Source organism: Brevundimonas sp. KH_025 (assembly GCF_057839885.1).
In genome coordinates this window covers 1,463,420-1,482,322 of sequence record NZ_CM174501.1, presented here as the reverse complement: position 1 = coordinate 1,482,322, position 18,903 = coordinate 1,463,420, and the positions used below count along the sequence as shown (strand labels likewise).

Sequence of the window (18,903 nt, the reverse complement as noted above, 5' to 3'; positions counted from 1 at the left end):
CCCTGGGGCGCGATCTTCGCCGCGCTCGTTCATTTGAGAATGAAGAATGCTCGCCCGGCTGTCGAGCCGCTTCGTGAAACATCATTCATGCAAGAATGAATGATGTTGACAGCGGGGCCGTTCGCGGACCACCGTCGCCCCAACACAGATCAGCGGCGACCAAACGACCGCGCGTGGAGAGGAAACGAGAATGCGAACGACAGGACAGTTGCGTCTGGCGCTGATGACCAGCGTCTTCATTGCGGCCCCGCTCTGCGCGGCGCCGGCCTTCGCCCAGCAGGCGCCGGCCCCGACCGAACAGGCGTCCAGCGTCGATGACATCGTCGTAACCGCCCGCCGTCGCGAGGAGAGCCTGAAGGACGTCCCGGTCGCCGTCACCGCCGTCAGCGGCGAGCGTCTGGAACAGACCGGCGCCGCCGACATCACCACCCTGCAGCAGCAGACGCCGAACGCGACGGTCCAGGTCGCGCGCGGCACCAACTCGACCCTGACCAGCTTCATCCGCGGCGTCGGCCAGCAGGACCCGCTGTGGGGCTTTGAACCCGGCGTCGGCCTCTATATCGACGACGTCTATGTGGCCCGTCCGCAAGGCGCGGTTCTAGACATTTTCGACATCCAGCGGCTGGAAGTCCTGCGCGGACCGCAGGGCACCCTCTATGGGCGCAACACCATCGGCGGGGCGATCAAATACGTCACCAAACGTCTGGGCCAGGACCCGGAACTGACGCTGAAGGGCGCCTACGGCAGCTATAATCAGGTCGATCTGATCGCCTCGGGCTCGGCCCCGATCACCGACACCCTGCGCGTCGGCGGCGCGGTCGCCCGCTACACCCGCGACGGCTACGGCACGAACCTGACCACGGGCGCCGAGCACTACAACAAGGACGTCACGGCGGCTCGCCTGAGCATCGAATGGACCCCGACCGACGATCTGTTCTTCCGCCTGGCGGGCGACATCACCCAGGACGATTCCAACGCCCGCCACGGCTATCGCCTGAAAGCGCCGATGACCGACGGCATCTATGACACCCGCGCCGGCATCGGCGACGAGGGCGACGTGCGCACGCGCGGCCTGTCCTTCACCGGCGAGTGGGCGGCCAGCGACACCCTGACCTTCAAGTCGATCACCGCATGGCGCGACGGCGACACCAAGGGATCGGGCATCGACTTCGACGGCCTGCCGCAGCCCATCCTCGACATCCCCGGCTACTACGCCGACAGCCAGTTCACCCAGGAATTCCAGGCCCTGTTCGAGGGCGAGCGCTGGCAGGGCGTGGCCGGCGTCTTCTACATGGACGCCTCGGCCGAGGGGGCGTTCGACACCGTCATCGGCCTCTATCCCTTCGTGCCGCCCGGCTTCAAACCCGGCCTGACGACCTTCACCGGCGGCAAGGTGGACACCGAGAGCTTCGCCGTCTTCGCCGACTTCAGCTACGACCTGACGGATCAGCTGTCGCTGTCCGTCGGCGGTCGCTGGACCCAGGACAAGAAGAGCGTCGATCAGCTGCGCCAGAACTATCTGGGCATCAAGAGCCCCTTCTTCGGCAACAGCTTGGCCGTGCCTGCCGGGACGCCCTCGACCGACTACACCAACTCGGACACCTATGCCGAGTTCACGCCGCGGGTCAGCGCCAGCTACAAGTTCACGCCTGAACTGACCGGCTATGTCTCCTACGGACGCGGGTTCAAGTCCGGCGGTTTCGACATGCGCGGCGACGCCAAGCTCTATCCTGAAACCATCAACGGCTATCAGCCCGAACTGGTCGACACCTATGAGATCGGCTTGAAGGGCTCGCTGCTGGATCGCCGGATCAACTTCGCCACAGCCCTGTTCAAGTCGGACTACACCGACCAGCAGATCACGTCGCAGTTCTTCATCCCGCCGGCCTCGGTCGTCAGCTTTGTCGACAACGCCGGCTCCAGCGAGATCTGGGGCTGGGAGCTGGAGGCCAGCGCCCGCGTCACCGACAGCTTCGTTCCGCGTCTGACGCTGGGTTATCTGGACGCCAAGTTCAACGACTTCGTCACCTTCAATCCGCTGACCGGCAAGCGCGAGAACATGGCCGACCAGCGCCACTTCCAGAACACGCCGGAATGGACCGCCAATATCGCGCTGCCCTACAGCGTCGACCTGGGCGATCGCGGCTCGGTCATGTTCACGCCGATGGCGTCGTATCGCGGCGCGACGCAGATGTTCGAGACGGCCATTCCGCTGCTCGATCAGGGCGCCTACTGGCTCTATGACGCGACCCTGATGTGGACCGCTCCGGACGCTCGCTACCGGGTCAGTCTGGCGGGCCGCAACCTTGCGGACGAACGCTATCGCGCCGGCGGCTACAACTTCCCAGGCGCTCTGACGGGTGATTCCGTCATCGGCTTCTACGGCGCGCCGCGCACCGTGACGCTGAGCGTGACGGCGAACTTCTAGACTGAAGTTCATCGTTCAATCGCTGTTTCCCCCTCCCGCCAGGACGCAAGTTTTGGGGGAGGGGGGCTTCGGTCAGGTCGAGAAGAACCTAGTCGTCGTCGCCGTCAGCCTCGTCGACGGCGCTGGCCACCAGATCCCGCCACGTCGGATCGGTGTCGTCCACCAGGTCGACATCGTCCATCAGCGCCACCGCCGCGCTGCCGTCGGGCAGGATCAGGCCCAGCACCTCCATGGTCTCGCCATCGGACCCGACGTGGGCTTCGGCCTGAACGGCCACCGCTGCCTGTTCGCCGTCGTCTTCCCACCAGATGAGCGGTTGGGGCAGGTCCATGTCGAGCGTCCAGGAGTCTTCAGTGTCGCCGAGCGCGAAGACGGCCTTGCGCGCCTGAACGTCATCAAGCGTCGCCACCGCGCCCGTGAAAGGCTTCAGGCGCGACCAGTCGTCGACATCGAAGCCGCCGCCGTCTTCCTCGTGTTCGTCATGGTCGCTCATGCGCGGCTCCTCGATTTTGGCTGATGTCTCTAGCGCCGGTCAGATCAAATGTAACGGGCCGCACAGGCGCGGCGCGGGAAGAAAGGCAGTGGGGCGGCGCGATTTTTTACGCCTAAGATATATTATGCGAAGAAGACGCCATTTGGCTACGTCATGTGTCAGTGTTCCAGGTCCCTGAGACTCCGGGCATTTGCGGCGTTTTGGTTCCAGGTTCGTTGGATTCCGGGGATTCACACGCTAGGCCGCTTCAGCAGTCGCGCTTTCCAGCACATGGCTGACTGCGGTGAATACAAGCTCGTTCGGCGTCACGCGTCTGGCTAGCGCGGCGTCGCGAACCGTATGCGCAAACCGGACCGGAACGTTGACGTTGATGTGGCGCGTCGTTCTGTGGAGGCCCCTGCCCTGTGCAGGGCTGCAGATTGCGCCTCGGTCCGGCGTCTCAGGCAGGCCGCGCTCTTGGGCGTCGTCGCTTTGGGAGCCCGCTCGGATTGGACCAGAAGGTCACGACAGCCAGCGAGCCCAGCAGCGTCAGCGCCGCGCCCGAGGCCGCGACCACCAGCCTGTAGGCCAGACCGCCGACCTTGGCCGCATGGAGTGGATATTGGGCGTTGATGACCTGCAGGCCCAGCGGCAGGGCCAGGGCGTCGCGCGATCCGACGACCCGCCCGTCGGCGGGATCAAACCACACCTGGGTCCGGCCGTTGGGCAGCCACTCCGCCGCCCGCCGCATCCGCAGGCCGATCAGGCCGCCGGGCTTGGTCGGCAGTGAGACGATGCGCAGATCGGCGTCGGGGAAGCGGGCCTGGGCCGCGACCATCATGGCCGACCAGTCCAGATCGGCGGACAGCGGCCCTCCCTCGTGCTCCGGCTGGGCCATGACCGCTTCCAGATCCACGCGCGGCGACAGGGCCTTGGCCAGGCCGTCATAAAGGGGCGAAAGCGCCACGATCGCCCCCGTCGCCAGCACCAGGGCCAGTACAGGCGCGCTCCACACGCCCATGTCGCGATGGTGCTTGACGATCCCCGGCCGCTTCCAGGTCCTGGGCAGGACTGCGAAGACGAACGTGCGCCGCGTCGGCCACCACAGGATCACCCCGGTGATGACGAAGCCCAGACCGGCCAGGCCCGCGATCCCGGCGATGGTTTTTCCTGTATCGCCGATCAGCAGATAGTGGTGCAGGTCGAACAGCCACAACTCGGGCCGCGCCCACAGGCTGTCCCACCGCGCCACGACCTGACCCGACTGCGCGACGTAGGCGCCGCGCGTCTTGTCTTCATAGTTCAGCCGATGAACGCCCAGCCGATCTGTAGCGAGGACGACGGACCGCGGCCGGTCCGGCGCCGAGAACGCCTGATCCAGCGCCGTCCCGATGAGCTTCGGATCCGAAACCCGCGCCTCGGCTGCATGGGGCACGACGGCGCGCAGCCAGTCGTCCTTGAACACCAGGACGGTCCCGGTCAGTCCCAGCACGAACAGCAGCAGGCCGATCAGCCCCCCGGTCCAGCGATGCGCCAGTCGGACCAGACGCATCAGAAGCGACGGTCCCACCCGATGGTGAAGGAGCGCCCGCGCCCGGCGAAGTAGCGCCGGTTGTCGCCTAGATTGCCGGTGTCGGAACTATAGGTCACATAGTCCTCGTTGAAGAGGTTCTGCACCGCCAGCGACACGCCGCCGAAGGCGAAGTCGTAGCGCACATAGGCGTCGGCCACGGTGTAGCCTTCGAAGTCGTTGTCCGGATCTCCGTTTTTGATCTTGAACTCACGGGCCAGATAGGTCTGGACCTGCAGACGCGCCGACAGCGGGCCATTGGCGTAAACCGCCGCTGCATTGATCCGGTCCGGCGAGATGTTGGCGCCGTCCAGGTTCGTGTCCACCCGGCCGTCGTCATTGGTGTCGGTCTGGCCGCGCAGGCGGGCGTAGCCGGTCGAGACCGTCAGCCCCTCGACCGGGGTGCGGGCGCGCAGGTTCAGCTCCAGCCCCTCGATCTCGACCGCCTGGCGCAGAACATCATAGACGCCGTCGGCGTTGCGGACCAGAAACTGGCCCAGGTCCGACGACGACCAGAAATAGGTCGCCCCGGCCTCGAACGGCCCGCGCTTCACCTCCAGCCCGATCTCCTGATTGTCCGAAACCACAGGGCTGATGTTGAGGTAGGTGTCGACGTCCTTGCCGTCCTTGTCGATGCTGCGGAGGATGCGGCCGACGTCGGGCACGGTGTAGCCCTCGGCGTAGCTGACGTAGGCGCGCACGCCCTCCAGCGGCTCATAGACCACGCCGCCGTTGACCAGGGTGGCCTCGAACTTGGGCGTGCCGCCGCCGACGCGGCGCGAGCCGTAGAAGGCCAGGGTGGTGAAGTCGTCGACCGACAGTTCGACGTTTTCCTGACGCACGCCGCCGGCCAGACGCACCCGGCCGTCGAACAGGCGCATGTTGGCCTGGATGAAGGGAGCGACGCTCTGGAACTCGGTCGGCGGCACCCAGGCGCGGTTGGTCGCGATCAGCAGTTGCTCGGTGCGGTCCTTCAGGGCGTCCAGACCCAGGGTCGCGGTCAGGGCCGGCACGCCCGGCACGGCCCGCTCGTAGCTGGCCCGAGCGCCCAGCTTGCGCGAGCGGTTCGAGGACTGGTCGAACAGGGTCCCCTTCGGGGCGATGCTGGCGTCCTGGAAGGTGCTGCTAGTGCGATCGCCGCCGAAGGTGTCGCGCGTGCGGTTAAAGAAGACCTGGGCGCTGAAGTCGCCGCCCCACAGGTCGCTGTCGGTCAGCGAGGCCGACACGGTTTCAACCCGGTTGGCGGCGGGCTCGCCCTCGACCTGGCCGCGCACGCTGCTGGTCGGACGGCCGATGAGGCGATCGCCGGCCAGGACCACATAGTCGCCGTCGCCCTTCAGCTCGAAGCGGTTGGCCAGCAGGTCGAGGCGCACCGTGTCGGTCAGGTCCCAGCCGAAGCGGCCGAAGAAGGACAGGGCCTTGGAGTCCTGAACCTCGCCCTGGGTGTTGTCGACGCCGATGCGGCGGCCGTTCGCGTCATAGAAGGCGCCGCGCTGGTCATAGGCCAAGCCGAACACGCCGTCGAAGTCGCCATGGCGATAGGCGGCCAGGCCGCCCAGCTTGGCGCCGATCCCGTCGCCTTCGGGTCCGCCCGAGCTGGAGACCTGGGCCAGCATCCGGCCGCTGAGGCCGTCCGTGGTCGGCGCGCCCACCGTCACCTGATTGACCACGCCGCCCGTCGCGCCGATGCCCTGCAGGGCGTTGGAGCCGTAGATCAGCTCAACCCGGTCGACGAAGAAGGGGTCGATCGTATAGCCGTCGCGCGACCCGTCGCGGATCGGCGTCGACTGCGGAATGCCGTTGATGGCGAAAAGCGGCGAGCGGCCGCGCAGGCTCTCGCCCGAGCCGGTCAGTTTCTGCCGCGTCGGCGAAAACGACGGCGACAGGGTCGCGACGGCGTCGATCACCGAGCCGCTGATGGCCACCTGTTCCGCCAGGGCCTTGCGGTCGATCACCTCCACCGTCATCGGCAAGGCGCTGGCCGGCAGGATCGTCCGGGCCGCCGTGACCACCACGTCCTCAACCGAACTGGCCGCTTGCTCCTGCTGCGCCGTCTGGGCGGCGGCGGTCGAGGCGAACGCCGTCCCCGCGAGCAGAACTGACACGGCGACAAGGCCCGAGCCGGTACGGCCCATGGACGGAAGGAACGGCGAGACAGACATGGAGACTCCTGGGGAAGGCCCGCCGCATAAATGCAATTGCGAGCAACTTGCAACAAAAATCCCCTGATGGGAATCGATGCTTGCTCCGAGCAAGCTCTTGGCTCCTGTCCACGAACGGTGAAGGAAACCGCCAGCTTGGCGCTAGGCGCCCTGGCGCATGGGGCGGCTCTCGGCCGGCGTTGACTCGGCTCCTCCGTTCAGTATGCCTTGGAGCTCAAAGGGGACGATGATCAGATGCAGGGTAGGACTTCGTCCTCAGATGAAGCCTTGGCGCGTGCGCATGATCGGCTGTTGACGAACGACACCTTGCAGTTCGACCGTGTTGGTTTCGATCCGCCCGCCCCGCCTGGCTGGCTGCGCTGGATCGGCGAACTCATGCAGACGCTGGGACCGGCTCTCCAATGGCTGTTCTGGATCGGCCTGGCTCTTTTGGCTGGCTTGCTGCTTTACGCCATCGGACGCGAGATCCTGCGCTTGCGAGCGCCTGGCGCCAGGCCTGAGGTGAGGCCAGCGGTTGAAACCGCATGGCGGCCTGATGAAGACGCGGCGCGCAACCTGCTGGCCGAAGCCGACGCCCTGGCGGGCCGCGGCCTCTACGCCGAAGCTGCGCACCTGCTGCTGCTGAGGAGCGTCGAGGATGTCGAAAAGCGGCAACCGCGCGCCCTGCGCGTTTCGCTGACCACGCGCGAAATCGCGTCGCTCAAAATCATGCCGGACGCAGCCCGCCCCGCCTTCGCTCTGATCGGAAGCGTGGTCGAGCGCAGCCTGTTCGGCGGCGCGGCTGTCGGTGCGGCGGACTTCGTCGCTTGTCGGCAGGCCTATGAGGCCTTTGCCCTGCCCGACGGATGGCGCCGGTGAGTCGTTCGACGAAGTCGACCCGCGACGCCTTTTCGCCCGTCGCCATGATCGTCGCCGTACTGGTCGGCGTGGTGGCGTTTGCGGGACTGGGCCTGCTGTCGGCCTATGCGCCTGAACTTCGATCAGGCAACGACGGCGGCGATCACGCCCTGTCATCCGCCGCCACAGGGTTCGGAGGCCTGCCCCTGCTTCTGCGGGGCCTCGGGGCGCCCGTGGTGATGCAAAGAGGGGTTTTGACCGAGGGGGCGGACGACAGCCTTCTGGTGCTGACGCCTAAGCCGGACACCCGCCCCGAGCAGATCCGCGAGATCGGGCACCACGGAGCGACCCTGATCGTCCTGCCCAAATGGGCGACGATGCCTAGTCCGGGGCATTCGGGCTGGGTCCGCACGCTCGGAGTGCTGCCGGCCGAGGCTGCCCTTGCCCCCCTGCCGGCGGAGTTCGGCGACGGATCGCAGCTGATCGAACGCCAGGGGCGCGCGACCGTGGTCTTGCGTCGCCCCGACGGCGCCCCGTTCGGCGCACCGATCCAGGTCGATGGTCTGAGAACCCTTTCTGGCCCGCAGTGGATTCCAGTCGTCATCGACGATCAGAATCGTCCTGTGCTGGTCATGCACAGCAAGCTGCGCACCTATGTTCTGGCGGACCCCGACCTGATCAGCACCCACGGGTTGAAGACGCTGAACGGCGCCAAGACGGCGGTGGCGCTGGTCGGTATCGTCCGGGCTTCGGATGCGCCAGTCATGTTCGATCTGACCTTGCATGGTCTTGAACGGAGCCGGAATCTGCTGCGGCTGATGCTGGAGCCGCCGCTGCTGGGCATGACCCTGGTGCTGGCGATGCTGGCGGCCTTCGTCGGTTTCCAGGCTGCGGTTCGCTTTGGCCCCACGCGCGAGACGGGCCGCGTCATCGCCCTGGGCAAACGCGGCCTGGCCGACAACACCGCGGGCCTGGTGCGGCTGGCGCGACGCGAACACCACATGGCCGCGCCCTACGCCCTGCTGGTCCGCGCCGCCGCCGCGCGCGCGATCGGCGCTCCGCGACATCTGAACGAGGCGGCGCTGGACGCCTTCCTCGACCGCGTCGGCCGGATGAACGGCGCGAGCGATGCCTATTCCGCCCTGGCCGAGCAGGCCCGAGCGGCCAAGACTTCCGGCGACCTGATGCGGGTCGCCGGCGCCCTATACCGATGGAACCAGGAGCTGACCCGTGGACGTCAATGAGGTGAAGACGATCGCCGAGCGCATCCGCGCCGAGATCGCCAAGGCCGTCGTGGGCCAGGACGGGGCCGTCGACCTGTTGCTGACCGCTCTGTTCGCGGGCGGCCACGTCCTGCTGGAAGGCCCGCCCGGCACGGCCAAGACCCTGCTGGCCCAGAGCTTCGCGCGCGCCGTCGGCCTGGATTACGGCCGCATCCAGTTCACGCCTGACCTGATGCCCGGCGACATCATCGGCTCGAACCTGTTCAACTTCCAGACGTCCAGCTTCACCCTGACGCACGGGCCGATCTTCTGCGAACTGCTGCTGGCCGACGAGATCAACCGCACTCCGCCCAAGACCCAGGCCGCTCTGCTGGAGGCCATGCAGGAGCGTCAGATCACCATCGACGGCCAGGGCCACGCCCTGAGCCCGCGCTTTACCGTCGTCGCCACCCAGAACCCGATCGAGCAGCAGGGCACCTATCCCCTGCCCGAGGCCCAACTGGATCGCTTCCTGTTCAAGCACGTGCTGGACTATCCGACGCTGGAACAGGAACAGGCCATCATCGCCGCGCACGGATCGCGCACAGGCCAGATGGATCCCATCGCCCTCGGCGTGGCGGTCGTGGGCGAGAGCGCGACGATCAATGCGGCGGTGGACATGGTGGCGAACGTGCGCCTGACCGACGAAGTCGTCGCCTATGCCGCCGGCCTGGTGCGGGCGACGCGGGATTCGGCGGATGTCGAAACCGGCGCCTCGCCCCGCGCCGGAGCCATGCTGGCCGTCGCCGCCCGAGCACGCGCGGCGCTGGACGGCCGCAACTACGTCATTCCCGACGATGTGAAGGCGCTGGCGATTCCGGCTCTGCGCCACCGCCTGGTGCTGTCCCCCGCCGCCGAGATCGAGGGCCGTCGGGTCGAACAGGTGCTGGCCGGTCTGGTGGATCAGGTGGCGGCGCCCCGGTGATCTATCCCAGCCGACGCGCAGTGATCGTCATGGCCGCAGGCGCGCCTGTCGCCCTGCTGGCTGGCGTGCTGACGCCCGCTGGATGGCTGGCGGGTCCGTTGTGGATCGCGGTCATGTTGCTGCTCGTCGCCGTGGACGCCTTGACGGCAGGATCACGCGAAGGCTTGCGGCTGGACGAACCCGAGCCGCTGCGCGCGGCGGTGGGACGCGCCGGTCTTGCTGGCTTGGCGGTGCGTTTCGCTTCGCCGGGGCGCGCGCCGCGCTCGGTGGAAGCCGCGCTGTCGGGGGAGGCCCGTCTGGGTCTGGACGGCTCGCCGCGCCTGGCCGATGTCGTCGAGAACGCCGTCCCCCTCGCCTTCCCCTTCACGCCGACGCGGCGAGGGACCGCCAGCCTAGACGAGCTGTGGGTCCGCTGGCGCGGGCCGATGGGCCTGGCGTGGAAGCAGAAGGTCTTCAGCCTGAACCTGCCCGCGCCGGTGCTGACCGACCTGCAATGGGTGCGCGACCAGGCGGTGCGTCTGTTCGCCCGCGACGCCGAGTTCGGAACCAAGACCCAGCGGGAAATCGGTGAAGGCTCGGAGTTCCAGGCCCTGCGCGACTATCAGACCGGCATGGATCGCCGCGCCATCGACTGGAAGCAGTCAGCGCGGCACTCGGCCCTGCTGGCCAAGGAGTTCCGCACCGAGCGCAATCACAACGTCATCATGGCGCTGGACTGCGGCCGCGCGGCCTGCGAGCCGGTCGGCGGGATGCCGCGCATCGACCGCTTCATCCACGCCGGACTGCTGCTGTCCTACGCCTGCCTGCGCGGCGGCGATCGGGCTGGGCTGTTCGCCTTCGATTCCCGCCCTCGCCTGTCGACCGGCGCCGTCGGCGGCGTGGACGCTTTTCGCACCCTGCAGACCGTGGCGGGGCGCATCGACTATTCGACGCACGAGACCAACTACACCCTGGCCCTGGCCACACTGTCGGGCCAGTTGCGGCGACGTTCCCTGATCGTCGTCTTCACCGATTTCACCGACTCGACCGCCGCAGAACTGATGCTGGAAGCCCTGGCGCCGATGCTGAAGCGCCACCTGGCCCTGTTCGTCGTCCTGCGCGACGAGGAGCTGGAAGGCCTGGCCGCCGCCGAGCCGGAAACGCCCGAGGACGTGGCCCGCGCCGTCGTGGCCGGAACCCTGCTGCGCGAGCGTGAAACCGTTCTGGGCCGCCTGCGCCGCATGGGCGCCCACATCGTCGACGCCCCGGCCGACCGCATCGGCCCCGACGTGGTCAACGCCTATCTGGACCTGAAGCGGAGGGACCTGCTGTGACCGAGGCTCGACCGTCCGGCCTGCTGAAAAGCCAGCGCTTCCGCCAGGCGCGCGAGGACGATTGGCGTCGTCTGGAACGGCTGATGGACAAGGCCGAAAAGGGCTCGGCCGCCAAGCTGACCGACGCGGAGATCCTGGCCGTCCCGGTTCTCTACCGCTCGACCCTATCGGCCCTGTCGGTGGCGCGCGAGACCTCGCTGGATCAGGGTCTGATCGACTATCTGGAGACCCTTTCGGCGCGAGCCTATTTCTTCGTCTATGGATCGCGCGCGACGCTGCAGGATCGGCTGGCCTCCTTTTTCCGTCACGACTGGCCGAAAGCGGTTCAAGGGATCTGGCGCGAGACCCTGATCTCGGCGGGACTGATGCTGCTGGGCGCCCTCGTCGCCGGCTGGCTGGTGATGCATGAACCCGAATGGTTCTACGCCTTCGTGCCCGGCGACCTGGGCGGAGGGCGCGATCCGGCGGCCTCGACCGCCGCCCTGCGCGCCACGCTGGACGGCACGAGCGACGCGGACGGCCTGTCGGTCTTCGCCGCCTTCCTGTTCACCCATAACGCCCAGGTGGCCCTGCTGGCCTTCGCCCTGGGGTTCGCTCTGTGCCTGCCGACGGCCCTGCTGGTCCTCTACAACGGAGCGACGCTGGGGGCTTTCCTTGCCCTGTTCGTCAGTCGGGGGCTGGGCGTCGAGTTGGGCGGCTGGCTGCTGATCCACGGCGTGACCGAACTGTTCGCCGTCGTCCTGGCCGGAGCCGCGGGCCTGCGCATCGGCTGGTCGGTCGCCTTCCCAGGTCAGAAACGACGACTGGACGCCGCCGTCGAGGCCGGACGAACGGCAGGGACCGTCATGGGCGGGGTCGTGGTCATGTTGCTGCTGGCGGGCCTGCTGGAGGGCTTTGGCCGACAACTGATCGTCGACACCGGGGCGCGCTACGCTGTGGCGGCGGCGACCGCCGTGCTGTGGGGTCTCTATTTCTACGCCGCCCGACGCGAGGCGCCTCATGTCCGCTGAACGGATCGATCGCAGCCCGACCGAGCGCGCCTTCGTCACGCCCGAGGGCGTTGATCTGCGGCTCAATATCGGCGATGCGGGCCAAAGAGCCGCCGCCTTCATGCTGGACGCGGCCATCGTCGTCGCCGTTCTGGTCGTCTTCACCCTGCTCATCATCTTCACAGGCGTGGGCGCGGTCGGCGCCGCAGGCCGCGCGGGGGCCGAGATGATGGCGGTGATCTGGTTGGTGGTCTTCTTCCTGCTGCGGAACTTCTATTTCACGGCGTTTGAACTGTCTGCCGCCGCCGCCACCCCCGGCAAGCGGATCATGGGTCTTCGTGTCGCGGCGCGCGACGGCGGACGGCTGCGGGCCGAGTCGGTCTTCGCCCGCAACGCCATGCGCGAACTGGAGGTCTTCCTGCCGCTGTCCGTACTGCTCGCGCGCGCCGACGAGGGCGGCGTGGACAGCTGGATGTATCTGCTGGCCTTCGTTTGGGCGGGAATTTTCGTCTTCTTCCCATTGTTCAACAAGGATCGGCTGCGTCTAGGCGACCTGGTCGGCGGGACCTGGGTCGTCCGGACCCCGCGCCGCAAGCTGACGCGAGACATGGCTGACGACGGCGCGCCGCGCCGGACCGCCTATGGCTTTACGCTGGCCCAGATCGACGCCTATGGCGCCAAGGAACTGCATGTCCTGGAATCCGTCCTGCGCCAGGGCGACCGCAAGACCAAGCGCGCCGTGGCCGACCGGATCGCGACCAAGATCGGCTGGACCCGCGACCCGCTGCAGAGCGACAGCGACTTCCTCAGCGCCTACTATGCCGCCCTGCGCGGTCGGCTGGAGGAAAAGCTGCTGATGGGCGTCAGGCGCCGCGACAAGCACGACGTCTGACTGGCGCTCGTCAGTCGAACACGGACGCCAGATCTTCCGGTCCTGCGCCCTCCTTGGCCGTCCGCAACTCATAATAGAGCGAGGCCACGCCCGCCGAAGCGACCACGCCGGACAGGACGTTCACCACAGGGCCGGCAATCAGGTTGAAGCCCAGGTTGGGGCCGGCCTCAAAGGTGCCGCCCAGCGCCAGATTCAGCCCGCCGATCGCCCCGCCGACGATCCACGTCAGCACCATATAGATCACCAGCAGGCCGAACACCGGCCAGCGATACCCCCGCGTCAAATCCCGGCTGCGTTGCAGGCTTTCAAGGATGCCGCGCTTTTCGACCACGACAGCCGGCGCCGCCACGGACCACAGCACGGTCAGGATCACGCCCGGCACGATCAGAAAAATAAACCCGAGGCCCATGCCCAGACCCGCCACGATGCCCAGCCCCAACAGCGGCAGGAACATCTGGATGCCGACGTTGAAGGCGCTGTCGAAAGAAGTGGTCTTGCCGTTGAAGCCGTTGACCGCCGCCTTCACCACCACGCCTTGCAGGATGTAGAGGCCGACCATGTAAAGCACGGCTCCGAACGCCACGAAGAGGAATGACGAGCCGGACGTCGTCGTCAGCAGGTCGCCCTGTCCAAAGGCCGAGAGGGCGCTGGGAACCCCGACCAACAGGGCGGCGGCGCCGAAAAACACCGCCGCGTTCTGGCTGATGCTGGTGAAGGTCCGCTGGATCACCCGCCCCAGATCGAACTCGCCGCGTCGGACGCCTGCCGCGGCCGCGTCCCGGACCGGGGCCGCCGGACGCATGACGAAAATCTCCCTCGCCAGGCGATCCTCACCCGTCACGAAATCAACCCGTTGCCCCTGTTCCAGCGGCGATGACGAGGGGTGAACATCCCCCGCCGCAAACCGATAGCGCGCGCCGTCATCGCCCAGAATGGCGCCTTCGCCAGCGTCCTCATTGAACGATAAAACCTGTCCCCGCATGGCGGCCTCCTATGCTGGCGTCATGCTGGCACGATGCAGGGGGATAGGCAAAATTGGCGGGCGTGTCGCTCAACCGTTCTCCTCAGCCAGGAGAACCGGCGGCGTCAGAGGCGGCGCGGGCGTCTCACCGTGAACCTGCTGGGCGGCGCAACCTTCGACCAGGAAGTCCAGCAGCAGCCGCACCGACGGCAACAGCCCCCGCCGCGAAGGGAAGACCGCGTGCACGATCCAGCGTCTGGGCCGCCAGTCGGGCAGCAGGTCGATCAGCCGCCCGGCCTCCAGATCGCTCGCCACCGCCACGCTCGGCAGCAAGACCAGGCCCAGCCCCCGCAGCGCGCCCTCGTGCAGCATATAGAGGTCGTCCGTCACCAGACGCGGCCTGTGCCGCACCGAGGCGGTCATGCCGTCGCGATGATGCAAGGCCCAGACATGGTCCCCCCGCGCCGGGCCGAAATCCAGACTGGGCCAGTCGGCCAGATCCGCCGGACCGGAGGGCGCCGCAAACCGCGCCATCAGATCGGGCGCAGCGACCAGGCGATGCACGCTCTCGTCCAGCTTGCGCATGACCAGATCGGTCTCCTCCAGCGGCGGCTCGCGCACACGGATGGCGAGGTCGAAGCCCTCGCCGATGACGTCCACCCGGCGGCTGGTGCTGTGCAGGTGGACCTCGACCTCGGGATAGACCGCCATGAAGCGGGCGATCAGGCCGCCCATCTGATAGGTCAGCAGCCCCGGCGTGCAGGCCACGCGGATGACCCCGCGCGGCTGGGCCGTGACATTGTCGATCACGGCCTGGGCCGCCTCGGCCTCGACCAGCATGGCCAGGCAGTGCTGGTAATAGGCCTGACCGATCTCGGTGACGGAAAACTTGCGCGACGAGCGCTGGATCAGGCGGGTCCCCAGCTGGTCCTCCAGCGCGGCGACCCGTCGGCTCAGCTTGGACTTCTGCATCCCCAGCGCCCGGGCGGCGGGCGCAAAGCCGCCATGGTCCACCACCTGCACGAAGTAATAGAGGTCGTTGAGGTCCCGCATCGTTCTATTGATAGAACGCAGCGGCGCGATTTCGCAATCTCCCCCTGTCGGCGTTCCCGGATCATATGGGTGTCAACGCGGTCGGCGAGGTCCGGTCGCCACAGGAGACACACCATGAAGAAGGTTCTGGGACGTTACGGCAATGATCGCGGCCACTGGGTCGGCGACGGCTTTCCCGTTCGCTCGCTGTTTTCCTATGACGCCGTCGGCAAGCAGGTCAGCCCCTTCCTGCTGCTCGACTATGCCGGTCCGCACAATTTCGAGCCGACCGACAAGCGACGCGGCGTCGGCCAGCATCCCCACCGCGGCTTCGAGACCGTGACCATCGTCTATGACGGCGAGGTCGAGCACCGCGACTCCACCGGCCAGGGCGGCATCATCGGCCCCGGCGACGTGCAGTGGATGACGGCGGGCGGCGGCATCCTGCACGAAGAGTTCCACTCGTCCGCCTTTGCGCGGACGGGCGGCCCCTTCCGCATGGTGCAGCTGTGGGTCAATCTGCCGGCCAAGGACAAGATGGCGCGGCCTGGCTACCAGTCGATCCTGAACGCCGACATTCCGGCGGTGGCCCTGCCTGACAATGCGGGCACGGCCCGGATCATCGCCGGTCAGTTCGGCGCCGAAGCCAAGGGTCCGGCCAGCACCTTCACCCCCATCAATGTGTGGGACGTGCGGCTGAACCGGGACGCCGAGACCACGCTGGACCTGCCGGAAGGCCACACCGCCATCGTCGTGGTCCTGTCGGGTCACGTCACGGTCAACGGCGACCAGCCGGCCGGCGCCGCCGAGGCCCTGCTGCTGGACCGCAAGGGCGACAGCGTCACCCTGAGCGCCGACGCGGACTCGGTCCTGCTGGTCCTGACCGGCGAGCCGATCGACGAACCCATCGTCGGTTACGGCCCCTTCGTGATGAACAGCGAGGACGAAATCCGTCAGGCCGTCACCGACTTCAACAGCGGCCGCTTCGGCGACATCCCCGCCGCCTGATCCACCTCACGAAAACGTAGGCCCGGTCTTCGGACCGGGCCGCAACCCCCGCCCCGACCGGACATTTGTCCGGGCGCGGCCCTCTGCCTGAAAGGAACGCCCCATGTCGACTTCCGCCCAGCCCGCCAACTTCAACGGCGCCCGTCCGGTCATCGACCCCGACGACGCCGTCATGCTGCTGATCGACCATCAGAGCGGCCTGTTCCAGACCGTCGGCGACATGCCGATGACCACCCTGCGCCGTCACGCCGCCGCCCTGGCCTCGATGGCCACCCTGGCCAAGCTGCCGGTCATCACCACGGCCTCGGTGCCGCAGGGTCCGAACGGCCCGCTGATCCCCGAAATCCACGCCAACGCCCCCCACGCCCAGTATGTGGCGCGCAAGGGCGAGATCAACGCCTGGGACAACCCCGATTTCGTCGCCGCGGTGAAGGCCACGGGCCGCAAGACCCTGATCATCGCCGGCACCATCACCAGCGTCTGCATGGCCTTCCCGGCGATCAGCGCGATCTATGAGGGCTACAAGGTCTTCGTCGTGGTCGACGCCTCGGGCACCTATTCCAAGATGGCCCAGGAGATCACCCTGGCCCGCGTGGTCCAGGCCGGCGTCGTGCCGATGGACATGGCCGCCGTCGCCTCGGAGCTGCAGAAGACCTGGCATCGCGACGACGCCCAGCAGTGGGCCGCGATCTACACCAATATCTTCCCCGCCTATCAGCTGCTGATCGAGAGCTACGGCAAGGCCCAGCAGGTCGCGACCGACCACGAAACCCTGGACTCGCAGCGGTCCTGACGCCTCCCGCCGACCTCGCCCGCGCGGCGAGGTCGGCCCCTTCTGCACCCCCAGCCCCGGAGCCTTGAACATGACCAGCGAACCGATCCGCGATCCCGTCGCCGACGACCTTCTGACGCCTCAGAACTCCGCCTTCGTCATCATCGACTATCAGCCGGTCCAGGTGAACTCGATCGCCTCGATGGACCGCCAACTGCTGGTCAACAACATCGTCGGCACGGCCAAGGCCGCCGTCGCCTACGGCCTGCCGATCGTCCATTCGACGGTCAATGTGAAGACCGGCCTGAACAAGCCGCCCATCGGCCAGCTGCGGAAGGTCCTGGGCGACTATCCCACCTATGACCGCACCACGATCAACTCCTGGGAGGACGTGGAATTCCGCAAGGCGGTCGAGGCCACCGGCCGCAAGAAGCTGATCATGACCGCCCTGTGGACCGAGGCCTGCCTGACCTTCCCGGCTCTCGACGCCCTGCGCGAAGGCTATGAGGTCTATGTCGTGGCCGACGCCGTCGGCGGCACCTCGACCACGGCCCACGAGATGGCCCTGCGCCGCATCGAACAGGCCGGCGGCAAGATGATCTCCGTTCCGCAGCTCTTCTGCGAACTGCAGCGCGACTGGAAGCGATCGGAAACCGTCCCCGCCTTCATGAACCTGTTCATTGAAACCGGCGGCACGGCCGGGATTCAGTTCTCCTACGACAAGGACTGATCCCTGAGGGGCGGTTCGTCTCCCCCGACCCGGACCGCCCTTTCTTTCTCCCGACCGCCCCATGGTCAGCGACGACATTGACGTCCAGACTGCCTCTCGAAGCCCCCCTGATCAGGAAAGAACCTCATGATCGAACTCGTCATCGACCAGCGCCGCAAGGACCTCGGCGGCTTCGAGGTGGGGCGCGTTCTGCCCCACGCCAAGCGACGCATGGTCGGCCCCTTCGCCTTCTTCGACCACATGGGGCCGGTCGACATGCCCGCCGGCATCCCCAAGACCGTGGACGTGCGGCCGCATCCGCACATCGGCATTTCGACCCTGACCTATCTGTTCTCGGGCGAGATCACCCACCGCGACAGTCTGGGCGTCCAGCAGGACATCCGTCCGGCCGAAGTCAACTGGATGACCGCCGGCAGCGGCGTCACCCACTCCGAACGCTTCGAACGGGCCCGTCGCGAGGGCGCCCATCTGGAGGGCATCCAGGCCTGGGTCGCCCTGCCGAACGGTCAGGAGGAGATCGACCCCTCGTTCCAGCACGTGACGGCGGCCGATTTGCCGACCTGGCGCGAAGACGGGGTCAAGGGCCGCCTGGCGGCCGGCGAGGCCTTCGGCATGAAGGCCGGGGTCAGCACCTTCTCGCCCCTGCACTACCTGCATCTGGAGCTGGAGCCCGGCGCCCGCTTCCAGACCCCGACCGACCATTCCGAAAGCGCCGTCTACGTGGTCCAGGGCCTGGTCGAGATCGACGACGGCCGCCCGCTGGGTCACGGCCAGATGGCGGTTCTGGAAAAGGGCATCGCCTCGGTCGTCTGTGCGCTGGAGCCCTCGACTGTCATGGTGCTGGGCGGCGAGCCGGTAGGCGAACGCTTCATCGACTGGAACTTCGTCTCCTCGTCCAAGGACCGCATCGAACAGGCCAAGGCCGACTGGCGCGCCGGACGGATGAAACTGCCCGACATGGACAATCAGGAATTCATCCCCCTGCCGCCCGATCCGACGCCGCCCGCCAATCCCATGTCCTGACCGGAAATCGCCTCATGGCCATCGCCCACGCCCGCATCGGAACCGCCCGCTACCGGACCTCGATCCGGACGGGCGGCGACCTGAAGCACGAACTGACCGCCGACGAGCCCGAACGTCTGGGCGGCGCCGACCTTGGTCCTGCGCCGTTCGACCTGCTGGTCTCGGCGCTCGGCGCCTGCACCGCCATCACCCTGACCATGTACGCCGAGAAGAAGGGCTGGCCGCTGGAGGGGCTGGACGTGCAGCTGGAATATCTGGGCGGCGAGACCCCGCCGCGCATCGAACGGGTGCTGACGCCCGCCGGTCCGCTGGACGAGGATCAGCGCGCCCGCCTCGCCGCCGTGGCCGAACGCACCCCCGTCACCCTGGCCATCAAGAACGGCGTGCCGGTTCACACGCAAATGCAGTCCTAGACGCCATCTGCACCCAGGATGGGCAGGCCACGGCAAGCCTGCCCATCTGTTTGTTTTTCTGCTGCGCTTGACATCGGGTGGTCTTGAAGCGGCATATAGAACAAATGGAGAACG

General features: G+C 67.4%; 17 protein-coding genes. 12 read left to right on the top strand and 5 right to left on the bottom strand.

Annotation, left to right across the window (positions count from 1 at the left end; all coding sequences use genetic code 11):
- Positions 1 to 190 precede the first annotated feature (190 nt).
- Positions 191 to 2,428, top strand: coding sequence for a TonB-dependent receptor (locus AC3IS2_RS07410; RefSeq protein ID WP_489200005.1), 2,238 nt, complete (start codon positions 191 to 193; stop codon positions 2,426 to 2,428).
- An 88-nt stretch (positions 2,429 to 2,516) separates the two neighbouring features.
- Here the strand turns inward: AC3IS2_RS07410 and AC3IS2_RS07405 are convergent, their stop codons facing one another.
- The 3 genes from AC3IS2_RS07405 to AC3IS2_RS07395 all read right to left on the bottom strand — a co-directional run bounded on the left by AC3IS2_RS07405 (position 2,517) and on the right by AC3IS2_RS07395 (position 6,632).
- Complete coding sequence (locus tag AC3IS2_RS07405) at positions 2,517 to 2,921, bottom strand: hypothetical protein (protein WP_489200004.1); 405 nt, start codon at positions 2,919 to 2,921, stop codon at positions 2,517 to 2,519.
- 439 nt (positions 2,922 to 3,360) lie between these two features.
- On the bottom strand, positions 3,361 to 4,452 hold the full coding sequence (locus tag AC3IS2_RS07400; protein ID WP_489200002.1) for a PepSY-associated TM helix domain-containing protein: 1,092 nt from the start codon (positions 4,450 to 4,452) through the stop codon (positions 3,361 to 3,363).
- Positions 4,452 to 6,632, bottom strand: coding sequence for a TonB-dependent receptor (locus AC3IS2_RS07395; protein ID WP_489200001.1), 2,181 nt, complete (start codon positions 6,630 to 6,632; stop codon positions 4,452 to 4,454). The genes AC3IS2_RS07400 and AC3IS2_RS07395 overlap by 1 nt, the downstream gene beginning before the upstream one ends.
- A 291-nt stretch (positions 6,633 to 6,923) precedes the next feature.
- On the opposite strand from AC3IS2_RS07395, the gene AC3IS2_RS07390 reads away from it, so the two are divergent.
- Genes AC3IS2_RS07390 through AC3IS2_RS07365 form a run of 6 tightly spaced genes read left to right on the top strand, consistent with a single transcriptional unit; the run spans position 6,924 to position 12,850 of the window.
- Positions 6,924 to 7,490 carry a hypothetical protein gene (locus AC3IS2_RS07390; RefSeq protein WP_489200000.1) on the top strand — a complete coding sequence of 189 codons (567 nt, stop codon included), beginning with the start codon at positions 6,924 to 6,926 and terminating at the stop codon, positions 7,488 to 7,490.
- Positions 7,478 to 8,713, top strand: a complete 1,236-nt coding sequence (locus AC3IS2_RS07385; protein ID WP_489199999.1) for a DUF4350 domain-containing protein — start codon at positions 7,478 to 7,480, stop codon at positions 8,711 to 8,713. The genes AC3IS2_RS07390 and AC3IS2_RS07385 overlap by 13 nt, the downstream gene beginning before the upstream one ends.
- Positions 8,700 to 9,656 carry an AAA family ATPase gene (locus AC3IS2_RS07380; protein WP_489199998.1) on the top strand — a complete coding sequence of 319 codons (957 nt, stop codon included), beginning with the start codon at positions 8,700 to 8,702 and terminating at the stop codon, positions 9,654 to 9,656. The genes AC3IS2_RS07385 and AC3IS2_RS07380 overlap by 14 nt, the downstream gene beginning before the upstream one ends.
- Positions 9,657 to 9,685: 29 nt before the next feature.
- Positions 9,686 to 10,969, top strand: coding sequence for a DUF58 domain-containing protein (locus tag AC3IS2_RS07375; protein WP_489199997.1), 1,284 nt, complete (start codon positions 9,686 to 9,688; stop codon positions 10,967 to 10,969).
- Positions 10,966 to 11,979, top strand: a complete 1,014-nt coding sequence (locus AC3IS2_RS07370; RefSeq protein WP_489199996.1) for a stage II sporulation protein M — start codon at positions 10,966 to 10,968, stop codon at positions 11,977 to 11,979. Before AC3IS2_RS07375 ends, AC3IS2_RS07370 begins: the two co-directional genes overlap by 4 nt.
- Complete coding sequence (locus tag AC3IS2_RS07365; protein WP_489199995.1) at positions 11,969 to 12,850, top strand: RDD family protein; 882 nt, start codon at positions 11,969 to 11,971, stop codon at positions 12,848 to 12,850. The genes AC3IS2_RS07370 and AC3IS2_RS07365 overlap by 11 nt, the downstream gene beginning before the upstream one ends.
- Before the next feature lie 10 nt (positions 12,851 to 12,860).
- Here AC3IS2_RS07365 and AC3IS2_RS07360 read toward each other — a convergent pair whose 3' ends face one another.
- Together AC3IS2_RS07360 and AC3IS2_RS07355 are read right to left on the bottom strand one after the other, a co-directional pair.
- Complete coding sequence (locus tag AC3IS2_RS07360) at positions 12,861 to 13,832, bottom strand: DUF7847 domain-containing protein (protein WP_489199993.1); 972 nt, start codon at positions 13,830 to 13,832, stop codon at positions 12,861 to 12,863.
- A 69-nt stretch (positions 13,833 to 13,901) separates the two neighbouring features.
- Entirely contained in the window at positions 13,902 to 14,864 is a 963-nt protein-coding gene (locus AC3IS2_RS07355) for a LysR substrate-binding domain-containing protein (RefSeq protein WP_489199992.1), read from the bottom strand.
- Between the two features lie 114 nt (positions 14,865 to 14,978).
- Between AC3IS2_RS07355 and AC3IS2_RS07350 the strand changes: the two genes are divergently transcribed.
- The 5 genes from AC3IS2_RS07350 to AC3IS2_RS07330 all read left to right on the top strand — a co-directional run bounded on the left by AC3IS2_RS07350 (position 14,979) and on the right by AC3IS2_RS07330 (position 18,789).
- The gene (locus AC3IS2_RS07350) at positions 14,979 to 15,851 is read left to right on the top strand and encodes a pirin family protein (protein WP_489199991.1); all 873 of its coding nucleotides are present in this window, start codon (positions 14,979 to 14,981) and stop codon (positions 15,849 to 15,851) included.
- A 103-nt stretch (positions 15,852 to 15,954) separates the two neighbouring features.
- On the top strand, positions 15,955 to 16,644 hold the full coding sequence (locus tag AC3IS2_RS07345; RefSeq protein ID WP_489199990.1) for a hydrolase: 690 nt from the start codon (positions 15,955 to 15,957) through the stop codon (positions 16,642 to 16,644).
- Positions 16,645 to 16,714: 70 nt separating this feature from the next.
- Positions 16,715 to 17,353: a hydrolase gene (locus tag AC3IS2_RS07340; protein WP_489199989.1), complete on the top strand. Its 639-nt coding sequence runs from the start codon at positions 16,715 to 16,717 to the stop codon at positions 17,351 to 17,353.
- Between the two features lie 126 nt (positions 17,354 to 17,479).
- Positions 17,480 to 18,376 carry a pirin family protein gene (locus tag AC3IS2_RS07335; protein WP_489199988.1) on the top strand — a complete coding sequence of 299 codons (897 nt, stop codon included), beginning with the start codon at positions 17,480 to 17,482 and terminating at the stop codon, positions 18,374 to 18,376.
- 14 nt (positions 18,377 to 18,390) lie between these two features.
- On the top strand, positions 18,391 to 18,789 hold the full coding sequence (locus AC3IS2_RS07330; RefSeq protein ID WP_489199987.1) for an OsmC family protein: 399 nt from the start codon (positions 18,391 to 18,393) through the stop codon (positions 18,787 to 18,789).
- The last annotated feature ends 114 nt before the right edge of the window (positions 18,790 to 18,903 follow it).